This window comes from Tunicatimonas pelagia (assembly GCF_030506325.1).
Classification (GTDB): domain Bacteria; phylum Bacteroidota; class Bacteroidia; order Cytophagales; family Cyclobacteriaceae; genus Tunicatimonas; species Tunicatimonas pelagia.
Genome location: NZ_CP120683.1, coordinates 909,159 through 929,398, shown reverse-complemented (window position 1 = coordinate 929,398; position 20,240 = coordinate 909,159). Strand labels below are relative to the sequence as shown.

The window sequence follows — 20,240 nt, the reverse complement described above, 5'->3', positions numbered from 1 at the left end:
TTTGCCCTAGGCAGATCGGCCTCTTTTTTTTGCAGCTTTTTATTGTGAGGTTACATCGTAAAAAATTAGGTGATAATTATTTTCTCTTTTTACTCGCCACTGGTCTTTACTTTTCTATCTTTTTTCGGCTAGTTAGTGTAGCTCTCTATCTACTAATGTGGAAAAGCCTCGGAGGTAAACAGTTTTTTTTAACTTTTTTTGATTTTCTTTGCCAAGATGACGAACACTGTATGATTATTATCTGGCTTAGTAGTTATAGTGTAGTCTCCTGCTTCTTGCAACCAATAGATAACTGCGGACTGCCGACTGTTGACTATTACTAAAGATTTAGCAATAACTTGACATTACAGTATATTGTCTTTTTAACCAAAATTTCCTAATTATGAGCACCTACTCTACCAATAATACCTATGCCTCACCTAATCAAACTTTGGAAAGAGCAATTACAACAAGGTAACACCCAAATATTAGAAACCCTGTTTGTACAACACGGCCCGTACTGCTTAAGGCGATTGCAACAGCTCGGGTGTGCTGAACCCGATGCGGAAGATCTTTTGCAAGATGCAGTGCTAGTGTTTCGTCATAATTTGTTAGAAGACAAGCTACACCACCGCAATAATCTGCGGGGGTATCTGTACCTCATTTGTTGCAACCTATACCGTACCCGTCAGCAACAAGCGCAAGCGACAATAGTCTCATTCAATGAGGCGTTGATCCGTACTGAACCGGAGATGGATGTAGCCGGACGGCAAGAGGCACTACGGATCTTCCAGCAGCTCAGCTCGCAGTGTCAGGAAATTATTGGTCGCTACTATGTAGACCAGCAATCGATGCGGGAGATTGCCCAGGATATGCACTTCGCCAATACTGATGTGGCCAAAGCTACCAAGTTTCGTTGTGTGCAGCGATGGCTGAACCAACTACAACAACTACGCCTATCCCATAGCCAACGTCGCCCCGTATAATGAACGAACTGGACTACGTACTAATTGACCGTAAGATCGACGGACAACTAGATAGTGATGAGGAGTTACGATTTTCTCAAAAACTGAAACAAGACCCGGAGTTTGCCGAAGCCTACGAATTACAAAAGAGTGCTATTACTGCCCTACGTTCTCATCAATATCAAACCCGTAAACAGGAGGTGAAAAGCTTGTACGAGAATGTAAAAGCCCGTCGGCAGAAGCAGCGAAAAATCCGGGTCTACGCGGTAGCAGCAGGAGCAGCTTTGTTATTACTTAGCAGTGCTGTTTATCTACTCTTCCTACGTCCAGCTACTCCGCAAGCTCTGTACGCCGCGTACTACAATCCTTATCCGGCTGACCCATTGCTGCGGGGTGACAACTCTTCGCCCTACGAGCAAGCCAACTACTGGTACCAACAGGAAGACTACCCCAAGGCTCTGCTTTACTGGCAGGAAGCTTTAAATCAAGATACTTTAGCTCAAGTAGCAAGTGAGCGTATTCGGCTGCTTCTGGCCAACTGCTATCTACAAACAGAGCAGCCCGGTAAGGCGATTGAAGTACTGCAACCTCTGCGCTCAGCTTCGGATACGGTGCTTCGTCAGTACGGTGCCTGGTACTTGGCATTGGCGCACCTCAAGGCCGGGCAGCCTGGCTCAGCGAAAGAAGTACTACAAACCATTGCCCAACAACCCGGACTCTACCAAACTACCGCTCATGAATTACTCGAGAAACTTCCGGACGATTCTGATGAATAAACTTACTCTAGGGGGCGAAGGATCGCTTCGGCGTTCGTTCCTACCCCCGGAACTTATCCGGTTCTCGCCAGACCGGGGTCGCGATGACGGCGATGAAAACCTCGATTGCTCAACTCCGTCACTGCGAGCCGGGGGAAGCAGTCTCCCTCAATGGAGCACCTCAGTTATTAGATGGAAGATCACTTCGCTGCCCTATCATGGAATGATCGCGATGATGGTGTCTGGTTTCCTGTCCGTCATGGCGAGGAGCGTAGCCGGGGATCGTGCGAGGCAAGCTCCGCAGCCATCTTCCGCACGGCAAAAGCTGCTTTATCTAGTGTCAATTCTTGTGCTTACGCTGGGTTCCACGGCTGGCAAAGCCCAAACCCTAGCCCAAGACACCCTACGAGCAGGTCAACTAGTACAACGAGCCGACTCTATCCGGGAGTACAGTGAGTACGATAGTACTTTGGTACTATACAAACAAGCCGCCCGGCTGTACCGTCAGCATCAGCAGTGGGAGCCCTACATCAGTTGCCTCAACGATATGGCTCATAATGCCATTAACGGACTGCATTACGAAGAAGGGCGGCAGTATGCTGAGCAAGCTTTGGTAGAAAGTCAACAACGGTTAGAAAAAAATAGTAAGCAGGAAGCTGATGCGTACAGTAATTTAGGATATTACTATAGAGAGATTGGTCAATATGATTCTGTTTTGCTTTCGTGTAAACGGGCGTTAAGAATAAGAAATAAAGCTAAAGGAACTCAAGCGAAAGATATTATCCTAGAACTAAACGATATAGGGTGGGCGCATTCGTCCGTAGGTAATTTTGACTCTGCGCTATTCTATTCCCGAAAGGCACTATCATTAACTAAGGGGGTGCCAGAGGGGAAAGAAAAAGCAATAGCCTTATCCGACACTTACTTCTATTTAGGAGCGGTTTTTTGTTATATGCACCAGCTAGACTCCGCCTTGAAATACGCTAAACAGGTAATTGAACTAGAGAAAGTATATCATGCTAATAATAAGTATTTTACTGCCTGCACCTATGATTTTCTAGGAAATATCTATGGAAGAAAGGGAAATGTAGAGAAGGCCATGCAATGTCATAAAGAATCAATTTCATTAAGTAAAAAGGTTCATGGTAAAAAAGCTATTAGTACTTTTTATGCTAATTTAGGCAATAGCTACCTTGACGTAGGTTTTTACGAGCAATCTTTAAAATATCATCAACACGCATTAAAATTGAAAAAGGAAAGAGGGGAAGGGATTGCAAGTCTTGCTTCATCTCATTATTCCATCGGCTTTGTATATTTCAAGCAAAGGCGTTATGAGCTAGCGTTGCCTCATTTTTTCCAATCTTCGTTCTTTTACAAAGAAGCGTTGCCTACGAATTACTGGGATTTATCGGGAGCATACAACAATATAGGAGATGCGTATAGAGAGCTAGGAGGGTATGATTCTGCTTATTTGTACTTACAAAAAGCAGTAGATATTGTGGAAAAGTATTATCCTAGACATCCTTATTCTTTCGTGGCGTTTTGGGATATGGCGAAGGTATATCAAGACGAAGGCAAATTAGGTAATGCTTTCCGATACTACCAGAGAGCCAATCAAGTAATCTCAGATGCTTATGAGGTATCTCATTATGCTGCTGATTTTTATAATGATCTGGCCTCGTTTTACCACGATGGGAGAAAATATGACTCTGCGCTTCTTCTGTACGAAAAGGCAATAGAAATCAATTCCTTTGTCAGAGGCTCAGAAAAGTTTATCGACTTCCATAATCCGGGGTTTTACCTTCAGTCGCTGTTAGGAAAGGCAATTACACTAGAAGCCCGGTATCATCAGTCAGGTAGTCAGCAATACTTAGAGCAAGCCCAAGCGGTATGTCAGCAAGGCGATCAACTTATTCAGCAGTGGTACCGGGTGCTTACCTATCCGAAAGATCAACTGACGCTGGCCAAGTCGGGCCGGGCTTTTTATGAGCAAGCAATTCGGCTTAGCTTGATGGGCACTGTTACTGAGCAAGAAAGGCAAGCGGGTACGCGGCAGGCGTTTTACTACGCGGAGCAAAGCCGGGCGGGGGTGCTACGGCAAACCCTACTGCATAATGAAGCCAAGCAGTGGGGCGGGGTGCCGGATACTCTTAAACAGCTAGAGCAACAACTCCACATTGACCGGGCGTACTACCAATCGGCTCTTTATCAGGCACGCAATAAAGAAGAGGAAGCAGATGCCGCATTAGTATCTTCTTACGAAAACCGCCTCTTTAATCTGAATCGCAGCTACGACTCACTCATGCAAGTGCTGGAGCAGCAGTACCCTCGCTACTACGAGCGTAAACATGCTCCCATTCCTGCTTCGGTAGAAGCTATACAACCAACGCTGGAACCCGGTACGGCTTTGCTTTCCTACTTCGTGGGGGACAGCAGCAGTTACGTCTTCACCGTAACCCCCGATGATTACTCCGTGCAGCCAGTGAAGGTCGATACCACTTTAGTGCGGCAATTCAGAACGGCTGTTGCTAACAGTCAGTTTCAGTCTTACCCCCAACAGGCTTACGAGAGCTACTTTCGCAGCGGGTACGCGCTGTATCAGCAATTAGTAGCCCCGGCTTTACCTGCCGATCTGGAAATAAAGAAATTAGTGGTGGTACCCGATGCTGCGCTACAGTACCTGCCCTTTGATCTGCTGCTTACCCAATCCGTACCATTCACTTACACCAACCTACGGCAAGTACCCTACCTACTGCGCGACTATAGCGTGAGTTACCGCTACGCTGCTTCGTTACCTCAGACAACAGCTAAAGATAGCCCGGTTACCCAACTACTAATTGCCTTTGCCCCTTCGTTTTCGTCCGGCAACAATCACTTGGTAGCAGTACGCTCGGCGGATGTATTAGCCCCAATGTTTCTCCGCTGGAACATTCAGGAAGCTGAGGTGGTAGCTGACGGCTGGTCGGGTTCGGCGTATACGGGCGAGCAGGCTACCGAGGCACAATTTAAAGCCGAGGTAGGCGATTATCAGATTGTCCATCTAGCTACCCACGCCCACTTAAATGATGAGGAGCCGGAACATTCCTACCTGCGCTTAGCCCCAACCGGAAATGAAGATGGTACGCTGTACGCTCATGAGCTTTATAATTTGGATATGGCAGCCGAGCTAGTGGTGCTGAGTGCTTGCCATACGGGAGATGGGCCGGAAGCCAAAGGAGAAGGCGTACTAAGTTTAGCGCGAGGTTTTGCTTACGCAGGTTGCCCCTCGGTGGTGATGAGCCAGTGGGCGGTAGATGATGAGAGCAGCACCCAACTGATGCAAACCTTTTACGAAAAACTAGCTGAAGGTCTGTCAAAGGATGAAGCGCTACGCCAAGCCAAACTTACCTTCTTAGCTGAAGCCCCCGTGACCAATTTACACCCTTTTTACTGGGGTAGCTTGGGAATGGTGGGTGATACTAAGTCACTGGCTAGACAGGGTGAAACTCTTGAGGTATGGTGGCTTTTATGTTCAATAATAGTTATAGTAATGCTCATTATTAGAGCGAGAATATCACTGTTTTAAAACGAAAAAGCGCACTACATGATCTGGCAGTGCGCTTTCATATAAAAAGTGACAGCAAATATTAACTATTTGGGCACTACAGCATGCGCTGGAATACGTGTTAGAGACTCATCAGGATTTACAGCATCTTCACTGCAACTAAATAAAGTCGCTGATAAAATGGCAAAAGCGCAGGTTAGTTTAAGAGTTTTGGCAAAAATACTTCTCATAATCAGAAATGTTTAGGTAAATAATAAGAAAACAACCACCGATCTGATGTGGTATAAGGTTGATCAACTATGCGACAAATATAACTATATTGCTGAATATTATTGCTAAAATTAGTGAATTTATACATAAAAAATTAAAAATAAATATAAAAAGCACATATTGTTAGTTGCCAAATATTAGATTTGTATAAAAGGAGATGGCCATTTTTTTTATAAATAGTAGTGTTCTTTTTGATGAAAGTAATACTATAAAGTACTAATCAACTAGAATAAATAGATTATATATTAAAATAGTGAAATACAGGCTGTACATTTCTAAAGAGGGTTTTAGCTAGGTTTTGTGCAATTTTACTTAGAATGCTACTTCGTTAAAAGAAATTAATTAAAACATCGTTTTCTTTATGAAAAAAAGGAAAACAATGTATGATTTATTGTAAAAATGTGAATTATTTGGTTGATTTTGGTGAAGTATATGTGACTGGTTTTAGGTGATGAAGTACTGATTCCTGTTCAAACCCTTTTCACGCCGAACTACTATGAAGCTACTAAAAAAAAGACAGGTAAGAGATTTAGGCAAAACATTTCATTACACCCTTAAAGACCGTCGGAAGCTAGTCGGCTTTATGATAATAATGTCTTTACCAGTTGTTCTATTTTCTTGGAGGCTTATTCCTAGAGAGATTACTTTTCCATACTATGGTTATCTGTACGTCTTTATCTTTACTTTTTGTTTGAATTTTGCTATTGTTATGCTTTCGGTAGCTTGGTTCCTATCTACACCTCGCCGTGATTTTGCCACACAAATTATAGTCTTGGCAGCTTTACTGTTTGGGGTCTTCTTGACTTGGAATTCTCTTCCGTTTTACGACGAAGTTCCCATCTGGGTAGACATTGTTGTTTCCTTATTTTTATTCAGTGTACTAAGTATATATCTTTATTATGTCTATCGTAACTATATCAACAAAAATATTGATTACAAGCAGTTGCACGATGGCATTGTGCATGATTTGCACCACGAGCGGTTCTTGAATTCTATTAGCCGGGTAGAGGGGTTGATGAACATTGCCGAGATGGAAGAACCCTACAAAAGCATGTGCGAGGAAGAAATTGCGGAGCTTAGAGAGTCGGTATCCTACATCGCTGAAAAATATAAAGCACTGTATTGAACAATTAGTAAGTAGCAGTTAACAATATACAATTACCTTCTGCACGTGTAGGAGAAATTGCACGGGGTGCCCTGCACATTGCTAATTGTTCACTGTTCATTGCCAAGGTGTTTTTTCAAATCTGAGATACTCTCTATTCCCAGTTTTTGAGCTTGCTGTTCCCGCATCATCAGGGCCGTGGTATTGTTGAAGCCTAGAGGAGGTAGCCAAATAAGATTGTATTGTTGCTGCACTTCCCGCTGTACGTAATCATATACCCACTCTTTATTTTGCACTAAGCTATCCACGGTAGTAGCTTCCGGCTTTAGTAGCACCAACAAAGCGGTTCCGGTATATTCGGGGTAAATGTCTACGTAGCCGTTGATAATCGCGTCCATTAGTAGTTTAGTGCCACCGAAGCCCTGCTTGAGTTCTACCGTCAAATTGGTCTGTCCTTCAATCAGTAGTGCAAATAGCTCGGCGAGGATAAAATTTTCGGTGAAAGCCTTAGAGCCGATAATCAAATCTGGGTTGCCCTCTTTTTTGGCTACGGTAATAAATCCCAATGAATCTAAAAAAGCTTGGGCGACCGTTCGGGGCGACCGTTTATCTCGATCCACTTCAAAATTCATTTGCATCATTGCTGCTTCATCAACCTTTCCAGCGAGTTGCTGAAAGAGTGATTTTAATTCGGGAAAGCGTTCTATCGTTTTCTGGCGGACGAGCGGGGCGGCGTAGTAGGGAGGAAAATACTGTAAATCATCTTCAAGCACCCGCAGGTTGTAGGCCGCAATGCGTCCGTCGGTAGAAAAACCACTGATGACATCCACTTTTTCCTTATGTAGAGCCTCGTACATTAGGCCAATTTCCATTTCCTTAGCTTCCAGAGAAAATCCGTATTTCTGTTGTAAGCCGGGGTAGCCGTCGGCCCGCTCCATAAATTCCGAATTAAACCCCGCGACGAGGGAGGGAATATTCTCGTTAGCTTCGGGCCAGACTGTCTGCCCAATTAGTGCTAGGCATAAAATAGTAAACCCTACCGCCAATGGTTTCAGCAGCTTCTGGATGTATCGCTGAATCAGGCTCAGTAAGGTATCTAGCACAATGGCTAACAGTGAAGCTGGAATGGCCCCGGCCAAAATCATGTAGGTGTTGTTTACCGCAATGCCCCGGAAGATAAATTCGCCCAAACCACCCGCTGCAATAAGCGCGCAGAGCGTAGCTACGCCAATGTTAATAACCATTGCGGTACGCACCCCCGCAAAAATAATGGGAGCCGCTAGCGGTAACTCTACCATTCGTAGAATTTGCTCGTTGGTCATGCCCATCCCGAGGGCGGCTTCTTTAATGGAATTGTCCACTCCCTGAATACCGGTGTAGGTATTGCGGACAATCGGCAATAGCGCGTACAGAAATAGCGCAATAATAGCGGGAAGTACTCCGATGCCGAAAAACGGTAACATAAAGCCTAGCAAGGCAATACTGGGAATGGTCTGAACAATATTGACGAACCCAAGAATGGGCTGAGCAGCAGCTTCGTAGCGAGTAAGGAGAATACCGATGCTAATACCAATCACTGTAGCAATGGCGAGCGCAACTAGCGTGATCCACAAGTGCTCGTAGGTTTGATGGAGAATTTCGGCCCGTTGCTCTAATAGAAATGTAAGAAAGTCGGAGAGCAAGTTAAGTAAGGTTTAGTTGGTAGTTTAGAAATCATGTTCACTGACTATTCGGTACACCAAACGGGTTAGTTTAGGCTCCGCTTCTCCTGCAATTTGAATAATCTCTGGTACGCTAATGGGCTCCAGGTTATCCGGGTCGCCAATGTCGGTAATGATGGAAGTAGCCAATACTTTCATACCTTGGTGTCTGGCTACAATTACCTCGGGTACAGTAGACATTCCTACTAAATCGGCTCCAATAGTACGCAGAAAACGGTACTCGGCCCGAGTTTCCAAGTTGGGGCCAGGCACAGCTACGTACACTCCTTTATGAATCCGGTATCCTTCTTCTTTCGCAATTTGCCGGGCAGTATGAATCATCTCCTGATTGTAAGGTTCGCTCATATCGGGGAAGCGAGGGCCGAAATCATTCCAGTTGGGACCAGTCAGCGGATTAGCGGTTTGCAGGTTGATATGATCGTCAATCAGTACCAAATCACCTTTTTTGTAGGAGAGGTTCATGGCTCCAGCTACATTCGATATATACAGCGTTTTCACCCCTAAGCGGTGCATCAGCCGAACCGGATAGGTGATTTGCTGCATGGTGTAGCCTTCGTAATGATGGAAGCGACCCTGCATGGCTAGTACGCGCTTACCGCCTAGTGTACCGTAAATCAGCTGACCCGAATGGGTTTCTACCGTGCTCACCGGAAAATGAGGAATGTCGGAGTAGGAAAAAAAATGCTCGGTTTCAATTTCTTCAGCTAAACGACCTAATCCCGTTCCTAAGATAATGCCTATTTGAGGCGGTTCAGTGATGTACTTAGATATGTATTCGTACGTTTCGGAAAGGTGCTGTAGCATAAGATTGTTACGAAGGTTTTTGGCAAGATAATAAAATAGCAATAGAGGATATTCCGATAAACTTTTAAGGTTCGTGACGACACGAACCTCGGGGTGAATAATTATCAGAATAAGGTTTAATACCCAAAACCCCTCAAGCTTATTACCACAATGGTATATCTGTTTGCTACATCAGGCACTACGATTGGATAGCTGATCAGGAAGGTAGGCGGAAAGATCGGGTACATTGGGCCAGTAGCCACGGACTTTTGTAAGAGTAAATTCGGCGAATAACTCTTCCCGGTACCAACCCAACTGTCTCGTTTTCTTAATCATTTCTCGATGTTTGGCACTGTGGTAGGCATACTGTACCATAGCATCCCGGCTTTTCCACAGACTGAACGTAGCTTGCTGGGTTAGCGGAAATTCACCAATACCTTTGGAGAATAGTAATCCTGCTTGGTGTTGCCTTAAACGATCGCTAACCTTCGGAACATTTTTCCAGAAGCTCCATAATTTTTTAAGATGAATAGTAGCCCGCGTAACCACGGCTATTGGCCCATCCGGAAACATCGATTCCCGAACTGAAAACGGCTGCTGCTGCTGCCAAGTGCCTCTCACTTTGGTCGCCTCCAGAAAAACTGTCCATTGGTGAAGCGTGTTGATAGAACCTCGGTAGCAATAGGGGTGGTGCTTAAAAAATGCTTCCGCAAACGTTCGGTCTTCCCATACTAACAGCAACGCGTAAGTACTGGTATCAGGAATAATGCTGAACCCATTACCTCCTCCGCTTCCGAGTAATTTGTAGAAGCAAAGCCCAGGTACTGATTTCAGAACATCGTTAGCGTCTCGCATTTGGCGCATAGCCCACCATTTTTGCTCTAATCCTTTAAACTTAAGAAAAGTAATGGTAGTGATTTGATGATTTACTGATGCCAACGGAAGGAAGTGTGTAGATAAAAAAATAGCAGCACGTTGTTGCACTGCTATTCATATAACACCTTCCGAAACTAACTGTTCAAAATTCGCTCAGTGTCTTCTCAATAATGTCGCAACATTCGTGCAGTTGCGCTTCGGTGATTACCAATGGTGGAGCAAAGCGAATAATATTGCCGTGGGTTGGTTTGGCTAATAGTCCGTTCTCTTTCAGCTTCAAACAAATGTTCCAGGCAGTCTCACTCTCGGGGTCATCATTAATCACCACCGCATTCAGCAAGCCTTTGCCCCGAACCAAACTTACCAGATCGTGCTTCTCCACTAGTTGCTGCATTCGCTTCCGAAAAGTTTTTCCCAGTGTTTCGGCTCGCTCGGCTAAGTTCTCATCAATTACTACATTCAGTGCGGCCATCGCCACTTCGCAGGCGAGGGGATTACCTCCGAAGGTAGAACCGTGCTCACCCGGCTTGATAGTTAGCATAATTTCATCGCGAGCCAGTACCGCCGATACCGGAAATACCCCTCCCGAGAGGGCTTTTCCTAAAATCAGAATATCGGGCTGAAAATCTTCGTGCTGGCAGGCGTACAGTTTTCCGGTGCGGGCAATGCCAGTTTGTACCTCGTCAGCAATAAATAATACATTGTGTTTTTGGCATAGCTCGTACGCCTGTTTTAAATACCCGGCATCTGGTACCACAACTCCGGCTTCGCCCTGAATGGGTTCAACCATAAAGCCAGCGACGTTAGTATCTTGTAAAGCATTTTCTAGCGCAGCTAAGTCATTATACGGAATAATTTCGTAACCCGGCATGAACGGACCGAACCCGGTGGTACTACTGGGGTCGGTAGAAGAAGAGATCGCACCCAAAGTACGTCCCCAGAAGTTGCCTTCCACAAAAATAATTTTGGCCTGATTAGCCGGTACCCCCTTCACTTCGTAGGCCCACTTTCGGCACAGTTTCACCGCCGTTTCACCGCCTTCTACTCCGGTATTCATCGGCAGCACCCGGTCGTAGTCAAATAGTTCGGTAATAAATTTTTCGTAACGGCCGAGCGTATCGTTGTAAAAAGCGCGAGAAGTTAGCGTAAGCCGTTGGGCTTGTTCAGTAAGTGCTCGCACAATGCGCGGATGGCAGTGTCCCTGATTCACGGCACTGTAGGCCGAAAGGAAGTCGTAGTACTGTCGGCCTTCTACGTCCTAAACCAGTACGCCTTCTCCGCGAGTCAGTACCACCGGTAGCGGATGATAATTATGCGCTCCGTATTTTTCTTCTAGTGCGATTATTTCTGAGGTGGTTGATTTTGTTTCTATCATGGGGTTTAGTGTTTAGGTGCTATAGTGCTTGGTGTTAAGGTGCGTAGTGTTTTGGTGTTAGAGTGTTCGTGTAAAATCAAAATATAAAAACCATAACACCCAAACACCATAACACCCAAACACCATAACACTCTAACACAGGTCAATGTGAACTATTACTTTACAAATTTGCTTAATACTGAATGAAAAACAAATAGGTGGATTTTTCTTTCTAAAGAGAATTTCAGATATTTGCAACCCTGAATTTAGAAGACGAGAAAAATATAAATTATGTCTAAGGTTTGTCAGATTTCCGGTAAGCGTCCTCGCGTGGGAAATAACGTATCGAAGGCGAATAATAAAACCAAGCGGAAATTTTCCCCTAACTTGCAGCGCAAGCGGTTTTATCTGCCTGAAGAAGATAAGTGGGTCACCATTCGTGTAGCAACTTCTACGTTGCGAACGATTAACAAAAACGGTATCACTGCCGTGCTAAAAGAGGCTCGAGCCAAAGGAACCTCACAAATCTAGCAACTCTATAACGATTACCGACTATGGCTAAGAAAGGAAAAGGTAACCGCATTCAGGTAATTCTAGAATGCACCGAACATAAAAATAGCGGTCAACCCGGTACTTCCCGCTACATTACTACTAAAAATCGGAAAAACACTCCAGAACGAATGGAGCGTAAGAAGTACAATCCTGTTTTGAAAAAATATACTGTTCACAAAGAGATTAAATAATTATGGCTAAGAAAACCGTTGCAACCCTGCGATCTAATACTGGTAAAGGCTTTGCCAAAGTAATTAAAGCGGTGAAGTCAGATAAAACCGGGGCGTATACCTTTAAGGAAGAAATGGTTCCGGTAGATAGCGTGAAAGAGCATTTTAAGAAATAGACTTTCTTCGTTTTACCGTAAAGTGATTTAGCCCGTTTAGGGCTTTTTTTATTTACCTTTGAGTAAGGTTTACTATTGTAAACTAAGCGAAAATTGATTTCTTGTAGATATAGCTGCGCTTATCAATTTTCCATTATTCATTATCAATTTTCAACTAGCATGGCACTTTTTGGCTTATTTTCTAAAGATAAAAAGGAAACCCTAGACAAAGGGCTAGAAAAATCGAAGCAAAGTTTTTTTGAGAAAATGGGTAAAGCCATTGCGGGAAAAGCTACCGTCGATGAAGAGGTGCTCGATGAACTGGAGCAAATACTGGTGACTAGCGATGTGGGTGTAGATACAATGGTAAAAATTATTGATCGGATTGAAGCCCGGGTTGCCCGTGATAAATACCTTAACACCTCCGAACTAGACCGTATTCTGCGGGAAGAAATTGCTGCCTTACTTACTGAAGCCGACGATTCGTATACCACTACCCAAGCCAACGATTTTCGTATTCCTGAAGGTCACCAACCTCACGTAATTTTGGTAGTAGGGGTTAACGGAGTGGGGAAGACCACAACTATTGGAAAACTGGCCTATCAGTTTAAGAAAAAGGGAAAAAACGTAGTGCTGGGCGCGGCTGATACTTTTCGGGCGGCAGCCGTAGATCAGCTCAAACTCTGGGGTGAGCGGGTGGATGTGCCCGTCGTCTCGCACGGAATGAATACTGACCCAGCTTCAGTAGCGTACGATGCGGTAAAGCAAGGAGTAGCGCAACAGGCCGACTTAGTAATTGTAGATACTGCCGGGCGTTTGCACAACAAAGTGAACCTGATGAATGAGCTCTCTAAAATTAAGCGAGTTATTCAAAAGTTTGTGCCCGAGGCTCCGCATGAAGTGCTGCTAGTCCTGGATGGTAGTACCGGACAAAATGCCTTCCTTCAAGCCCGGGAGTTTACCAAAGCCACCGAAGTGACCGCTCTGGCAATTACCAAACTAGATGGCTCAGCCAAAGGGGGGGTAGTCATTGGTATTTCCGATCAGTTTAAAATTCCGGTACGATACATCGGCGTGGGGGAGAAAATGGAAGACTTACAGGTCTTCAATAAAATGGAATTCGTAGATTCTTTGTTTGGTAAAAACTAATTTTGCCAGAGTAAGTTCTTTCATTTTACTACTATACAATAGAAATGAAAAGATTTACCCTCCTAATCCTTGGTTTATTTTGGCTGTTGTGTGCTCAAGCTCAGGTCGATACCACTGTTTACACGCAAGAGTACATTGAGCGTAGTACCAAATTTGCCTGGCTCACCTTGGGCGGAGACCTCTTAGCACTACCGGGCGGTAGTACAGAGTATCTTCAAGAAGGTACGCTTCAACAAACATCGTTTGGCAATACATTCATTCCGCGCCTAACTATCGGAGGCATCCACTTCTGGGGGCACGCCGACTTTTACGTTACTTTTCCACTTTCGTTTTTAGCGCTGCAAAGCACGCCCGACCTTTTTGATGAGCTTTCGTACACCCACGGGATAGAAACGGGTATGCGACTCTACCCTATGAAATTGCAACCAAAACGGATAAGCCCATTTCTGGGTATTAGTTTTCGTAGCTTCACGTACCAGCATCTGCTCAACGAAGATGAGTATACTGAAGGAAGCCCTCGTTACAGTAGAATGATTACTCCGTTGCAATTTGGAGCTACGTATGCTACCGATAAGTATTTACTATCTGCTTCAGCTTACTATCAATTTCGAGATGAAATTGATTATTACATTTCTCCAACCCAGGCTGGAACAACCACTTTCAATCCGGTTTCTTTCAATCTGAGCTTCTTACGCTACTGGGATACGGGGGAATCTTCCAGGAGCCCTCAAGCAGTTCGGAACCTTAACCACAAGTACCATGTGCTGAAACAGGAAAATCGACTGAGTGCGTGGTATTGGGGAGTTGGACCATCGGCAGGACTTCAGATGTCAAAGTCAGCATATTTAGAAAATCAGTTTCCCTTCTTGTACGACCAATACTCTAGTGGTTTTATGCCAGACCTTACCTTCGGAAGGTTTTTTCACAAACCAGATATGAACGTAGGGCTATCATTTCGGACGTTGGGAGACCGCTTAGCCGGATTTGATACCGAGATTCGCCTAAGGCGTTACTCTTTCATGCTGGAAACCTATAAAAATCTATTCAACTGGTTAGGGTTTGTGCCGTTTGTCGGCGTAACTGGCTCTATGGAAAGCCTTAGAGCTAACGTGAACGGAACTGAGTATCAAGAAACCAAACCAGTTTTGGGGCTAATATTTGGTTGGGACATTCGCGTAACCAAGACGGGTACCAGTTTGCTTCGCACCAATTTACGCTGGATACCTGACTTACACTTAGAAATAGAAGGGGACAAAATGATGTTTGACCACCTGGAATTCAATTTTATCCAGTGGGTACAATTTATTGGTCGGAAGAAGGCCTATGAGAAGTACAAAGCCAATTGAAAGTAGATGAAATTACCCATCTGACTCCAAGCTATGCGTCAGATGGGCTTAAGTATTTACGCTAATTAGATGCCAGCCACGATTTGGCTTCATCTGGATCTTCAAAGTAGTGAATTACCAGATCGGTATTAGCTACCTCACTCATAATATTTTCTACCGAAAGGCTATTAAAAACATCTTCTGACGGAATAAGAGCCATTTTCTTCACTCCACCCGCTAGAGCGCGGGGAAACCAATCTTCATTACTCCACTTTTCATCTTCAGGATCAATAACGTCCATTTTTCGCAGGTCAGCTAACCAGTTTTCGGTGCCTTTATCAGTTAACAGCGATAGCCCTTTATTTAGGCCAGTGCGAAATTCTTCGCTAGTGGCAAATTCCTTCCACTCCATAACAACACACGGTACTTCTTCTTCGTACCGAACTTGCAGATAATTTTCATCAAGATGAATCATACGACTATTAATTTTGTGATTGAATAAGTTTACTGAGTTCTTCTTCTTTTTCAGATAGAGCAGCTTTTAGCTCCTGCTCTTTTACTTTATAGGTTTCTACTGCTTTCAGCATAGTGTTTTTCTGAGCTTTTATTTTAGCATCAGCCCGGGTGCGCTCTCGTTGGCTTACTTCTTCAATTTCTTTATTTTTCTTTTCCAGCGTTTCCTTTATTTTCTCGAGTTCAATTTGCTTGCGAGCCATTTCCTCCTGTGTGGCCTCCAGCTCTTCCATGTTTTGCCGAATCTCTTCCTCCTGAGCTTGCATTTCCTCCGCAGCCTGCTGGCTATCGGCCAGTAATTGATTGGTTTTTTGCTGTACGTTGGCGGCTGAGACCGTGGCAGCAATGCTCTCACACAGCCTTTCCAGAAAGGCAATTTGATACGGTAAAAAGACGGTAAATGAAGCTAGTTCCAGAATACCAAACACCTCCCCATTCAACATAACCGGAAGAATAAGCACGCAGCGAGGATTAGCTTCGCCCAGCCCCGATGTGATTTTCACATACTCTTCTGGAACATTGGTGAGTAATAGGTGCTTCTTCTCTACGAAAGTCTGTCCAATTAAGCCCTGACCCGGCTGAATTTGCTGTTCCACGTGCTTTTTCTTATCAAAGGCGTAGCAAGCAATTAGTTTTAAACGATTTTCGTCTTCATCGAAAATATATAACCCTCCTTGATTAGCCCCTACGTATTTTACCAGATTGGAAAGAATTTGGTCGGCCAGTTTGTTTACTTCGCGGTTTTGGGAGCGGAGAATATCAATAAATTTCGTTAGTCCTTCGTTAGTCCAGCGACGCTCTTTTTCATTATCGGCAATCTCAACCATCTGTTTCCGTAAACTCAACAGGGCGGCTACGATTCCATCTTCAGAACTACTATTTACCTCTTCGTTAAGAATGTCAGCCGTATCTAATTTACCCGCTTCAATATCCCTAATAAGGGCGGTAGCATTTTTTAGGCTTCGGTGGTTTCGGCGTAGCGATTCTGCTAGCTCGTGTTGCTCCCGAACTAAGCCAGTGGCTGCTACCTCAAGTTCGTCAGTAGACGTGGTTCCTTGTGTAGGGTCACTAGCAATTGAGACCAGCTTCTGCCAAGGCTGAAGTTTCTTTCTTAGGTAAAGGAGAGCGATACTCCCCCAACCTAGAAATAATAATGCCGCCGCTTCGTCGCGCCATGTTTCAGAAGAATAAAGTAAAAAATAAGCACACCCCGCTGGTATCAGCAAAGAAGTAAGACAGATGAGGATTAATCGGTTTTGACTTATTCTTCGGCCCGTTTTCATAAGCGATTGTTGACTATTGGTCGTAGGTAATCCACATTTCTTGAGGGGCGCGGGTAAACACACCAACTTCCTGCGGAGAACCATCCTTGAATTGGATATTCTTCAGGTTATCTAAAATTAGATTAGTAGCCATATTTACCTCAACTTTGGCTAATAGAGAACCCACGCAAAAGTGCCGCCCCAAAGCAAAAGCAGTATGGTTAGCCGCTCCGGTAAATGCCTTTTTTTGGTCAATTTCAGACCTAAATATGTCAAATTTGTCAGCCTGCTCGTACTGCCGTTCATCACGGTTAGCGGCTCCAATCAAACAAGTTACCGTAGCGTTGGCAGGAATTGTGCCGCCGCTCATCTCTACGTCTTCAATGGGCTGGCGCATAATCATGTGTACCGGAGGGGCAAAGCGCAGCGTTTCGGCAAAAGCCTTGTCAATTAAAGTCCGGTCGTTTCTTACCGCTTCCATTTGTTCAGGATGGGCAATCAGGTTTTTGAAGAGTAGCGTAAGCGCTTTATCAGTCGTTTCCCCACCCGCCGTAAGTAATAGACTACAAAAAGCTTTGATCTCCTGGTCGGTCATACGAACTCCGTCAATCTCAGCATTGCAAAGCGTGGAGAGCAAATCGCTACCAGGGTTTTCCCTTCTTTCCTGAATAATTTTCAGCATGTACTCCTCAAATTCTACCTTGGTTTTAAGACCTGCTTCAGTCACGGCTGGGTCTTGGGTTAAATTTGACAGAAAGGCCATAATAGACGTGTACCAACCGTGAAACTTAGGAAGGTCACTTTTGGGAAGCCCGAGCATATCTACAATTACCCCAATGGGAAAGATAGTAGCAAACTGGGAGACAAAATCTATCTCGTTCTTATCCCGGGGAAATTTATCGATAAGATCCTGGGCATTTTTCTCAATGACCGGGACAAATTTTTCAAAGAGGTCGCGCCCTCGAAAAGCCGGGTTCAATAAGTTGCGATGGCGGGAATGCTCGGTGCCTTCCATCTGTAGAATGGTGCGACCGTGAACGGGTTCTAGTTGCCAATCGTAGTTTCGCGAAGAAAATACTTTGTCTTTGAAGGCTTTTTCCACATCCTCGTAGCGACTGATGATGTAGCTATTCATGCCTTCGTGGAATAGCAGAGGGTGATTGTCACGAAATTCCTGGTAAACAGGATAAGGGTTAGCAGCAAACTCGGGTGATAAAATGTCTGGTGTTTCCATAAGGTGGTATAGTTTATTATGAATGAAAAATTAGTACGTAGGTAGCTGATCGGACTGAAAAATTATTCCTTTGTTACTAAAAACAAATATACGCGCCTCTCGCAAACAATTTCTTCCATCTTTTATAGATACCCACAATGTAATGTATTGTTGGGCAAAGGGTATTTGGGATTTGCGAATTAGTGATAAATACTCTTTGGGTATTGCAGTATCAAATAATAGTTTAACTATTATTTGATTAATAAAATAATTTATATGCTAGATTCTATGATTGAGTAAAAAGACTCACTTAAAGAGAAATGACCGATAGCGTAATATTCACGTAACTCATCAGCTATTTATTACTAAAAATAGATTGGTCACGAAGAAGACTTACTTTATGCAATAAAAATAAATACCGCAAGCAAGCTGATAATCAATCCGATACTACTACCTACCAGAACATCTATCGGTTTATGCGAACCAATGTAGAGGCGAGCTGACATAACTAAGCCGCTGATGAGCAAGATAATTACTAAGGGGGTAACCAAAAAAGCTTGGGGGTATTCTGCACCTAATCCGATAACAAAACCAATAAGTCCGCAGCTACTGGCACTGTAGGCACTTACTTTAATGAATAGGGTGGCTACGCTAACTACGATGATGATGACAGTGAAAGCAGCTAAAAGAATACTCAGTACCGGGCTGGCATTAAACTTATAGACAAACAAGAACGTCACAATCATGTAAAAAAGGCTGATAAAGAAAAATGGCAGCACTCGCTCTTGTCGGGTGGGCATGGAAATAATGGCCAGATAGTTTTTGCGGATAACTAGAAAGCGAGAGACGGTAACGTAGACTAGCGGAATTAAAAAGGTAGTGAGAAAAATAGCCAATAGTAGGTAGTCAGCATTAGAGACTCCCGGCCGAACGATGATGGGGGCGTAGTAAAAAAGTAGGGCAAAGAGGTACGTAGGCATCAATAACGGGTGCATGAACACCGAACCTAAAACCGCCAATCTTCGTACCATTAAAGTTCTTTTCTTAATCGGGCTACCGGAATCTGCAGTTGCTCCCGATACTTAGCTACCGTGCGTCGGGCAATATTATACCCTTTATCTTTGAGGAGCTTTTCTAACTTATCGTCCGAAAGTGGCTTGCGCTTATCCTCATTATCTACCAGCTCTTTCAAGTAATTTTTTACTTCTCGGCTGCTGACATCCTCTCCTGAGTCAGTAGCGATACCTTCGGAAAAGAAGTACTTCAATAGGTAGGTGCCGTACTCCGTTTGCACCGATTTGCTGTTAGCAACCCGCGAAACAGTGGATATATCCATTCCAATTTCATTGGCAATATCCTTCAAGATCATCGGGCGGAGGTTACTTTCATCGCCAGTCAAAAAGAAATCGTACTGATACTTCACAATGGTTTCCATGGTATTAAGCAAGGTGTTCTGCCGCTGCTTAATGGCATCAATAAACCACTTAGCCGAATCGAGCTTTTGCTTTACAAAAGAAACCTCTTCCTTCAGCTTTTTATCTTTTTTGTTGCTCTTGTCATAAGCCTGAAGCATGTTAGAGTAAGAACGACTGACTTTCAGTTCCGGAGCGTTTTTAGAGTTTAGCGTTAGCTCGAGCTTACCATTATCATTGGTTAGAATATAATCAGGTACGATGTACTGAGTTCGGGAAGCCAAACCAGTATCTACTCCGCCGGGCTTAGGGTTCAGTTTGGTAATAATATTGATCGCCTCCCTCAGGGTATTTTCATCTACGCCTAACTTCCGGCAGATTTTATCAAAGTGCTTCTTGGTAAACTCTTTGAAGTTATTTTCAATAATATCGATAGCTACGCGGGTGTAGCGGTCGTGTTCTGGTTTACGCTCCAACTGTAGTAGCAAACACTCTTGAAGGTCACGCGCACCAATGCCCGATGGATCAAACTGCTGAATCTTACTTAGTATCTCTTCTAGCTCTTCGGCATCGGTATCAATGTTGAGAGAAAAAGCCAAATCGTTTACGATGGCCTCTAAGTCGCGACGAATGTAGCCATCGCTCTCAATGCTGCCGATAAGCTGCAAGCCAATTTGCTGGCGTCGCTCATCAAGCCGAAGAAAATTGAGTTGCGTAGTAAGTTGCTCTACCAGCGAAACCGCGGTGGGCATCGGTAGATCTTTATCATCTTCGTCGTTGTAAGACCCGTCGCCCTGCATTTTATAGCCGCTAAATTCATCCTCAGCCAGATAATCCTCCACACTAATTTCTTCTGAATAATCCTCCTGCTCACTATCGGCAAAATCATCTTCAGTAGTCACTGGCACTTCTTCCTCATTATCCCTCCCTTCTTCCAAGGCCGGATTAACTTCTAGTTCCTGTTCAATACGGGCTTCCAATTCAGCCGTAGGTATCTGGAGCAGCTTGATAAACTGGATCTGCTGCGGCGATAATCGTTGGCTGAGGGTTTGGTTTAAACCAAGCTTTTGCATGTTATTTTTCCATAATAAAAAGTAAGCCCCCGAGCGAGGCGTAAATTTATGATATTATCACAAA

The 20,240-nt window shown here is 44.2% G+C and carries 17 protein-coding genes and 1 pseudogene; 9 read left to right on the top strand and 9 right to left on the bottom strand.

What is annotated here, in order from left to right:
- Positions 1–410 precede the first annotated feature (410 nt).
- The 4 genes from P0M28_RS03755 to P0M28_RS03740 all read left to right on the top strand — a co-directional run bounded on the left by P0M28_RS03755 (position 411) and on the right by P0M28_RS03740 (position 6,639).
- Entirely contained in the window at positions 411–965 is a 555-nt protein-coding gene (locus tag P0M28_RS03755; RefSeq protein ID WP_302208161.1) for an RNA polymerase sigma factor, read from the top strand.
- Entirely contained in the window at positions 965–1,720 is a 756-nt protein-coding gene (locus P0M28_RS03750) for a tetratricopeptide repeat protein (protein WP_302208160.1), read from the top strand. Before P0M28_RS03755 ends, P0M28_RS03750 begins: the two co-directional genes overlap by 1 nt.
- A complete protein-coding gene (locus P0M28_RS03745) occupies positions 1,713–5,264 on the top strand; it encodes a CHAT domain-containing protein (protein ID WP_302208159.1) in 3,552 nt (1,183 codons plus the stop codon). Before P0M28_RS03750 ends, P0M28_RS03745 begins: the two co-directional genes overlap by 8 nt.
- Positions 5,265–6,009: 745 nt before the next feature.
- Positions 6,010–6,639, top strand: a complete 630-nt coding sequence (locus P0M28_RS03740; protein WP_302208158.1) for a hypothetical protein — start codon at positions 6,010–6,012, stop codon at positions 6,637–6,639.
- A gap of 89 nt (positions 6,640–6,728) precedes the next feature.
- Here P0M28_RS03740 and P0M28_RS03735 read toward each other — a convergent pair whose 3' ends face one another.
- The 4 genes and pseudogenes from P0M28_RS03735 to rocD all read right to left on the bottom strand — a co-directional run bounded on the left by P0M28_RS03735 (position 6,729) and on the right by rocD (position 11,373).
- Positions 6,729–8,300, bottom strand: a complete 1,572-nt coding sequence (locus P0M28_RS03735; protein ID WP_302208157.1) for an ABC transporter permease/substrate-binding protein — start codon at positions 8,298–8,300, stop codon at positions 6,729–6,731.
- Between the two features lie 24 nt (positions 8,301–8,324).
- On the bottom strand, positions 8,325–9,143 hold the full coding sequence (locus P0M28_RS03730) for a purine-nucleoside phosphorylase (RefSeq protein ID WP_302208156.1): 819 nt from the start codon (positions 9,141–9,143) through the stop codon (positions 8,325–8,327).
- A gap of 171 nt (positions 9,144–9,314) precedes the next feature.
- Complete coding sequence (locus tag P0M28_RS03725; RefSeq protein WP_302208155.1) at positions 9,315–10,061, bottom strand: spheroidene monooxygenase; 747 nt, start codon at positions 10,059–10,061, stop codon at positions 9,315–9,317.
- Positions 10,062–10,140: 79 nt separating this feature from the next.
- Positions 10,141–11,373: pseudogene (gene rocD, locus P0M28_RS03720) on the bottom strand (ornithine--oxo-acid transaminase).
- Between the two features lie 270 nt (positions 11,374–11,643).
- Between rocD and rpmB the strand changes: the two are divergent.
- The 5 genes from rpmB (at position 11,644) to P0M28_RS03695 (ending at position 14,724) form a co-directional block, all read left to right on the top strand.
- On the top strand, positions 11,644–11,883 hold the full coding sequence (rpmB, locus tag P0M28_RS03715; protein ID WP_302208154.1) for a 50S ribosomal protein L28: 240 nt from the start codon (positions 11,644–11,646) through the stop codon (positions 11,881–11,883).
- Positions 11,884–11,906: 23 nt separating this feature from the next.
- Complete coding sequence (gene rpmG, locus P0M28_RS03710) at positions 11,907–12,095, top strand: 50S ribosomal protein L33 (protein ID WP_302208153.1); 189 nt, start codon at positions 11,907–11,909, stop codon at positions 12,093–12,095.
- 2 nt (positions 12,096–12,097) lie between these two features.
- Entirely contained in the window at positions 12,098–12,250 is a 153-nt protein-coding gene (locus P0M28_RS03705; RefSeq protein WP_302208151.1) for a DUF4295 domain-containing protein, read from the top strand.
- A gap of 159 nt (positions 12,251–12,409) precedes the next feature.
- Positions 12,410–13,378: a signal recognition particle-docking protein FtsY gene (ftsY, locus tag P0M28_RS03700; RefSeq protein ID WP_302208150.1), complete on the top strand. Its 969-nt coding sequence runs from the start codon at positions 12,410–12,412 to the stop codon at positions 13,376–13,378.
- A 44-nt stretch (positions 13,379–13,422) separates the two neighbouring features.
- Entirely contained in the window at positions 13,423–14,724 is a 1,302-nt protein-coding gene (locus P0M28_RS03695; protein WP_302208149.1) for a hypothetical protein, read from the top strand.
- A gap of 61 nt (positions 14,725–14,785) precedes the next feature.
- Here P0M28_RS03695 and P0M28_RS03690 read toward each other — a convergent pair whose 3' ends face one another.
- The 5 genes from P0M28_RS03690 to rpoN form a co-directional block, all read right to left on the bottom strand.
- Complete coding sequence (locus P0M28_RS03690; RefSeq protein WP_302208148.1) at positions 14,786–15,178, bottom strand: STAS/SEC14 domain-containing protein; 393 nt, start codon at positions 15,176–15,178, stop codon at positions 14,786–14,788.
- A gap of 7 nt (positions 15,179–15,185) precedes the next feature.
- Positions 15,186–16,499, bottom strand: coding sequence for a GAF domain-containing protein (locus tag P0M28_RS03685; protein WP_302208147.1), 1,314 nt, complete (start codon positions 16,497–16,499; stop codon positions 15,186–15,188).
- A gap of 13 nt (positions 16,500–16,512) precedes the next feature.
- Positions 16,513–17,712 (bottom strand): cytochrome P450, encoded by a 1,200-nt coding sequence (locus P0M28_RS03680; protein ID WP_302208146.1) that lies wholly within the window; start codon positions 17,710–17,712, stop codon positions 16,513–16,515.
- Positions 17,713–18,089: 377 nt separating this feature from the next.
- Positions 18,090–18,722, bottom strand: a complete 633-nt coding sequence (locus P0M28_RS03675) for a hypothetical protein (protein ID WP_302208145.1) — start codon at positions 18,720–18,722, stop codon at positions 18,090–18,092.
- The gene (rpoN, locus tag P0M28_RS03670) at positions 18,722–20,176 is read right to left on the bottom strand and encodes an RNA polymerase factor sigma-54 (RefSeq protein ID WP_302208144.1); all 1,455 of its coding nucleotides are present in this window, start codon (positions 20,174–20,176) and stop codon (positions 18,722–18,724) included. The genes P0M28_RS03675 and rpoN overlap by 1 nt, the downstream gene beginning before the upstream one ends.
- Positions 20,177–20,240: the final 64 nt, after the last annotated feature.

Excerpts from the sequence above, each read along its gene's own strand:
- P0M28_RS03755 (WP_302208161.1), top strand. The coding sequence starts at position 411 with ATGCCTCACCTAATCAAACTTTGGAAAGAGCAATTACAACAAGGTAAC.
- P0M28_RS03750 (WP_302208160.1), top strand. The coding sequence starts at position 965 with ATGAACGAACTGGACTACGTACTAATTGACCGTAAGATCGACGGACAA.
- P0M28_RS03745 (WP_302208159.1), top strand. The coding sequence starts at position 1,713 with ATGAATAAACTTACTCTAGGGGGCGAAGGATCGCTTCGGCGTTCGTTC.
- P0M28_RS03740 (WP_302208158.1), top strand. The coding sequence starts at position 6,010 with ATGAAGCTACTAAAAAAAAGACAGGTAAGAGATTTAGGCAAAACATTT.
- P0M28_RS03730 (WP_302208156.1), bottom strand. The coding sequence starts at position 9,143 with ATGCTACAGCACCTTTCCGAAACGTACGAATACATATCTAAGTACATC.
- rpmB (WP_302208154.1), top strand. The coding sequence starts at position 11,644 with ATGTCTAAGGTTTGTCAGATTTCCGGTAAGCGTCCTCGCGTGGGAAAT.
- rpmG (WP_302208153.1), top strand. The coding sequence starts at position 11,907 with ATGGCTAAGAAAGGAAAAGGTAACCGCATTCAGGTAATTCTAGAATGC.
- P0M28_RS03705 (WP_302208151.1), top strand. The coding sequence starts at position 12,098 with ATGGCTAAGAAAACCGTTGCAACCCTGCGATCTAATACTGGTAAAGGC.
- ftsY (WP_302208150.1), top strand. The coding sequence starts at position 12,410 with ATGGCACTTTTTGGCTTATTTTCTAAAGATAAAAAGGAAACCCTAGAC.
- P0M28_RS03695 (WP_302208149.1), top strand. The coding sequence starts at position 13,423 with ATGAAAAGATTTACCCTCCTAATCCTTGGTTTATTTTGGCTGTTGTGT.
- P0M28_RS03690 (WP_302208148.1), bottom strand. The coding sequence starts at position 15,178 with ATGATTCATCTTGATGAAAATTATCTGCAAGTTCGGTACGAAGAAGAA.
- P0M28_RS03685 (WP_302208147.1), bottom strand. The coding sequence starts at position 16,499 with ATGAAAACGGGCCGAAGAATAAGTCAAAACCGATTAATCCTCATCTGT.
- P0M28_RS03680 (WP_302208146.1), bottom strand. The coding sequence starts at position 17,712 with ATGGAAACACCAGACATTTTATCACCCGAGTTTGCTGCTAACCCTTAT.
- P0M28_RS03675 (WP_302208145.1), bottom strand. The coding sequence starts at position 18,722 with ATGGTACGAAGATTGGCGGTTTTAGGTTCGGTGTTCATGCACCCGTTA.
- rpoN (WP_302208144.1), bottom strand. The coding sequence starts at position 20,176 with ATGCAAAAGCTTGGTTTAAACCAAACCCTCAGCCAACGATTATCGCCG.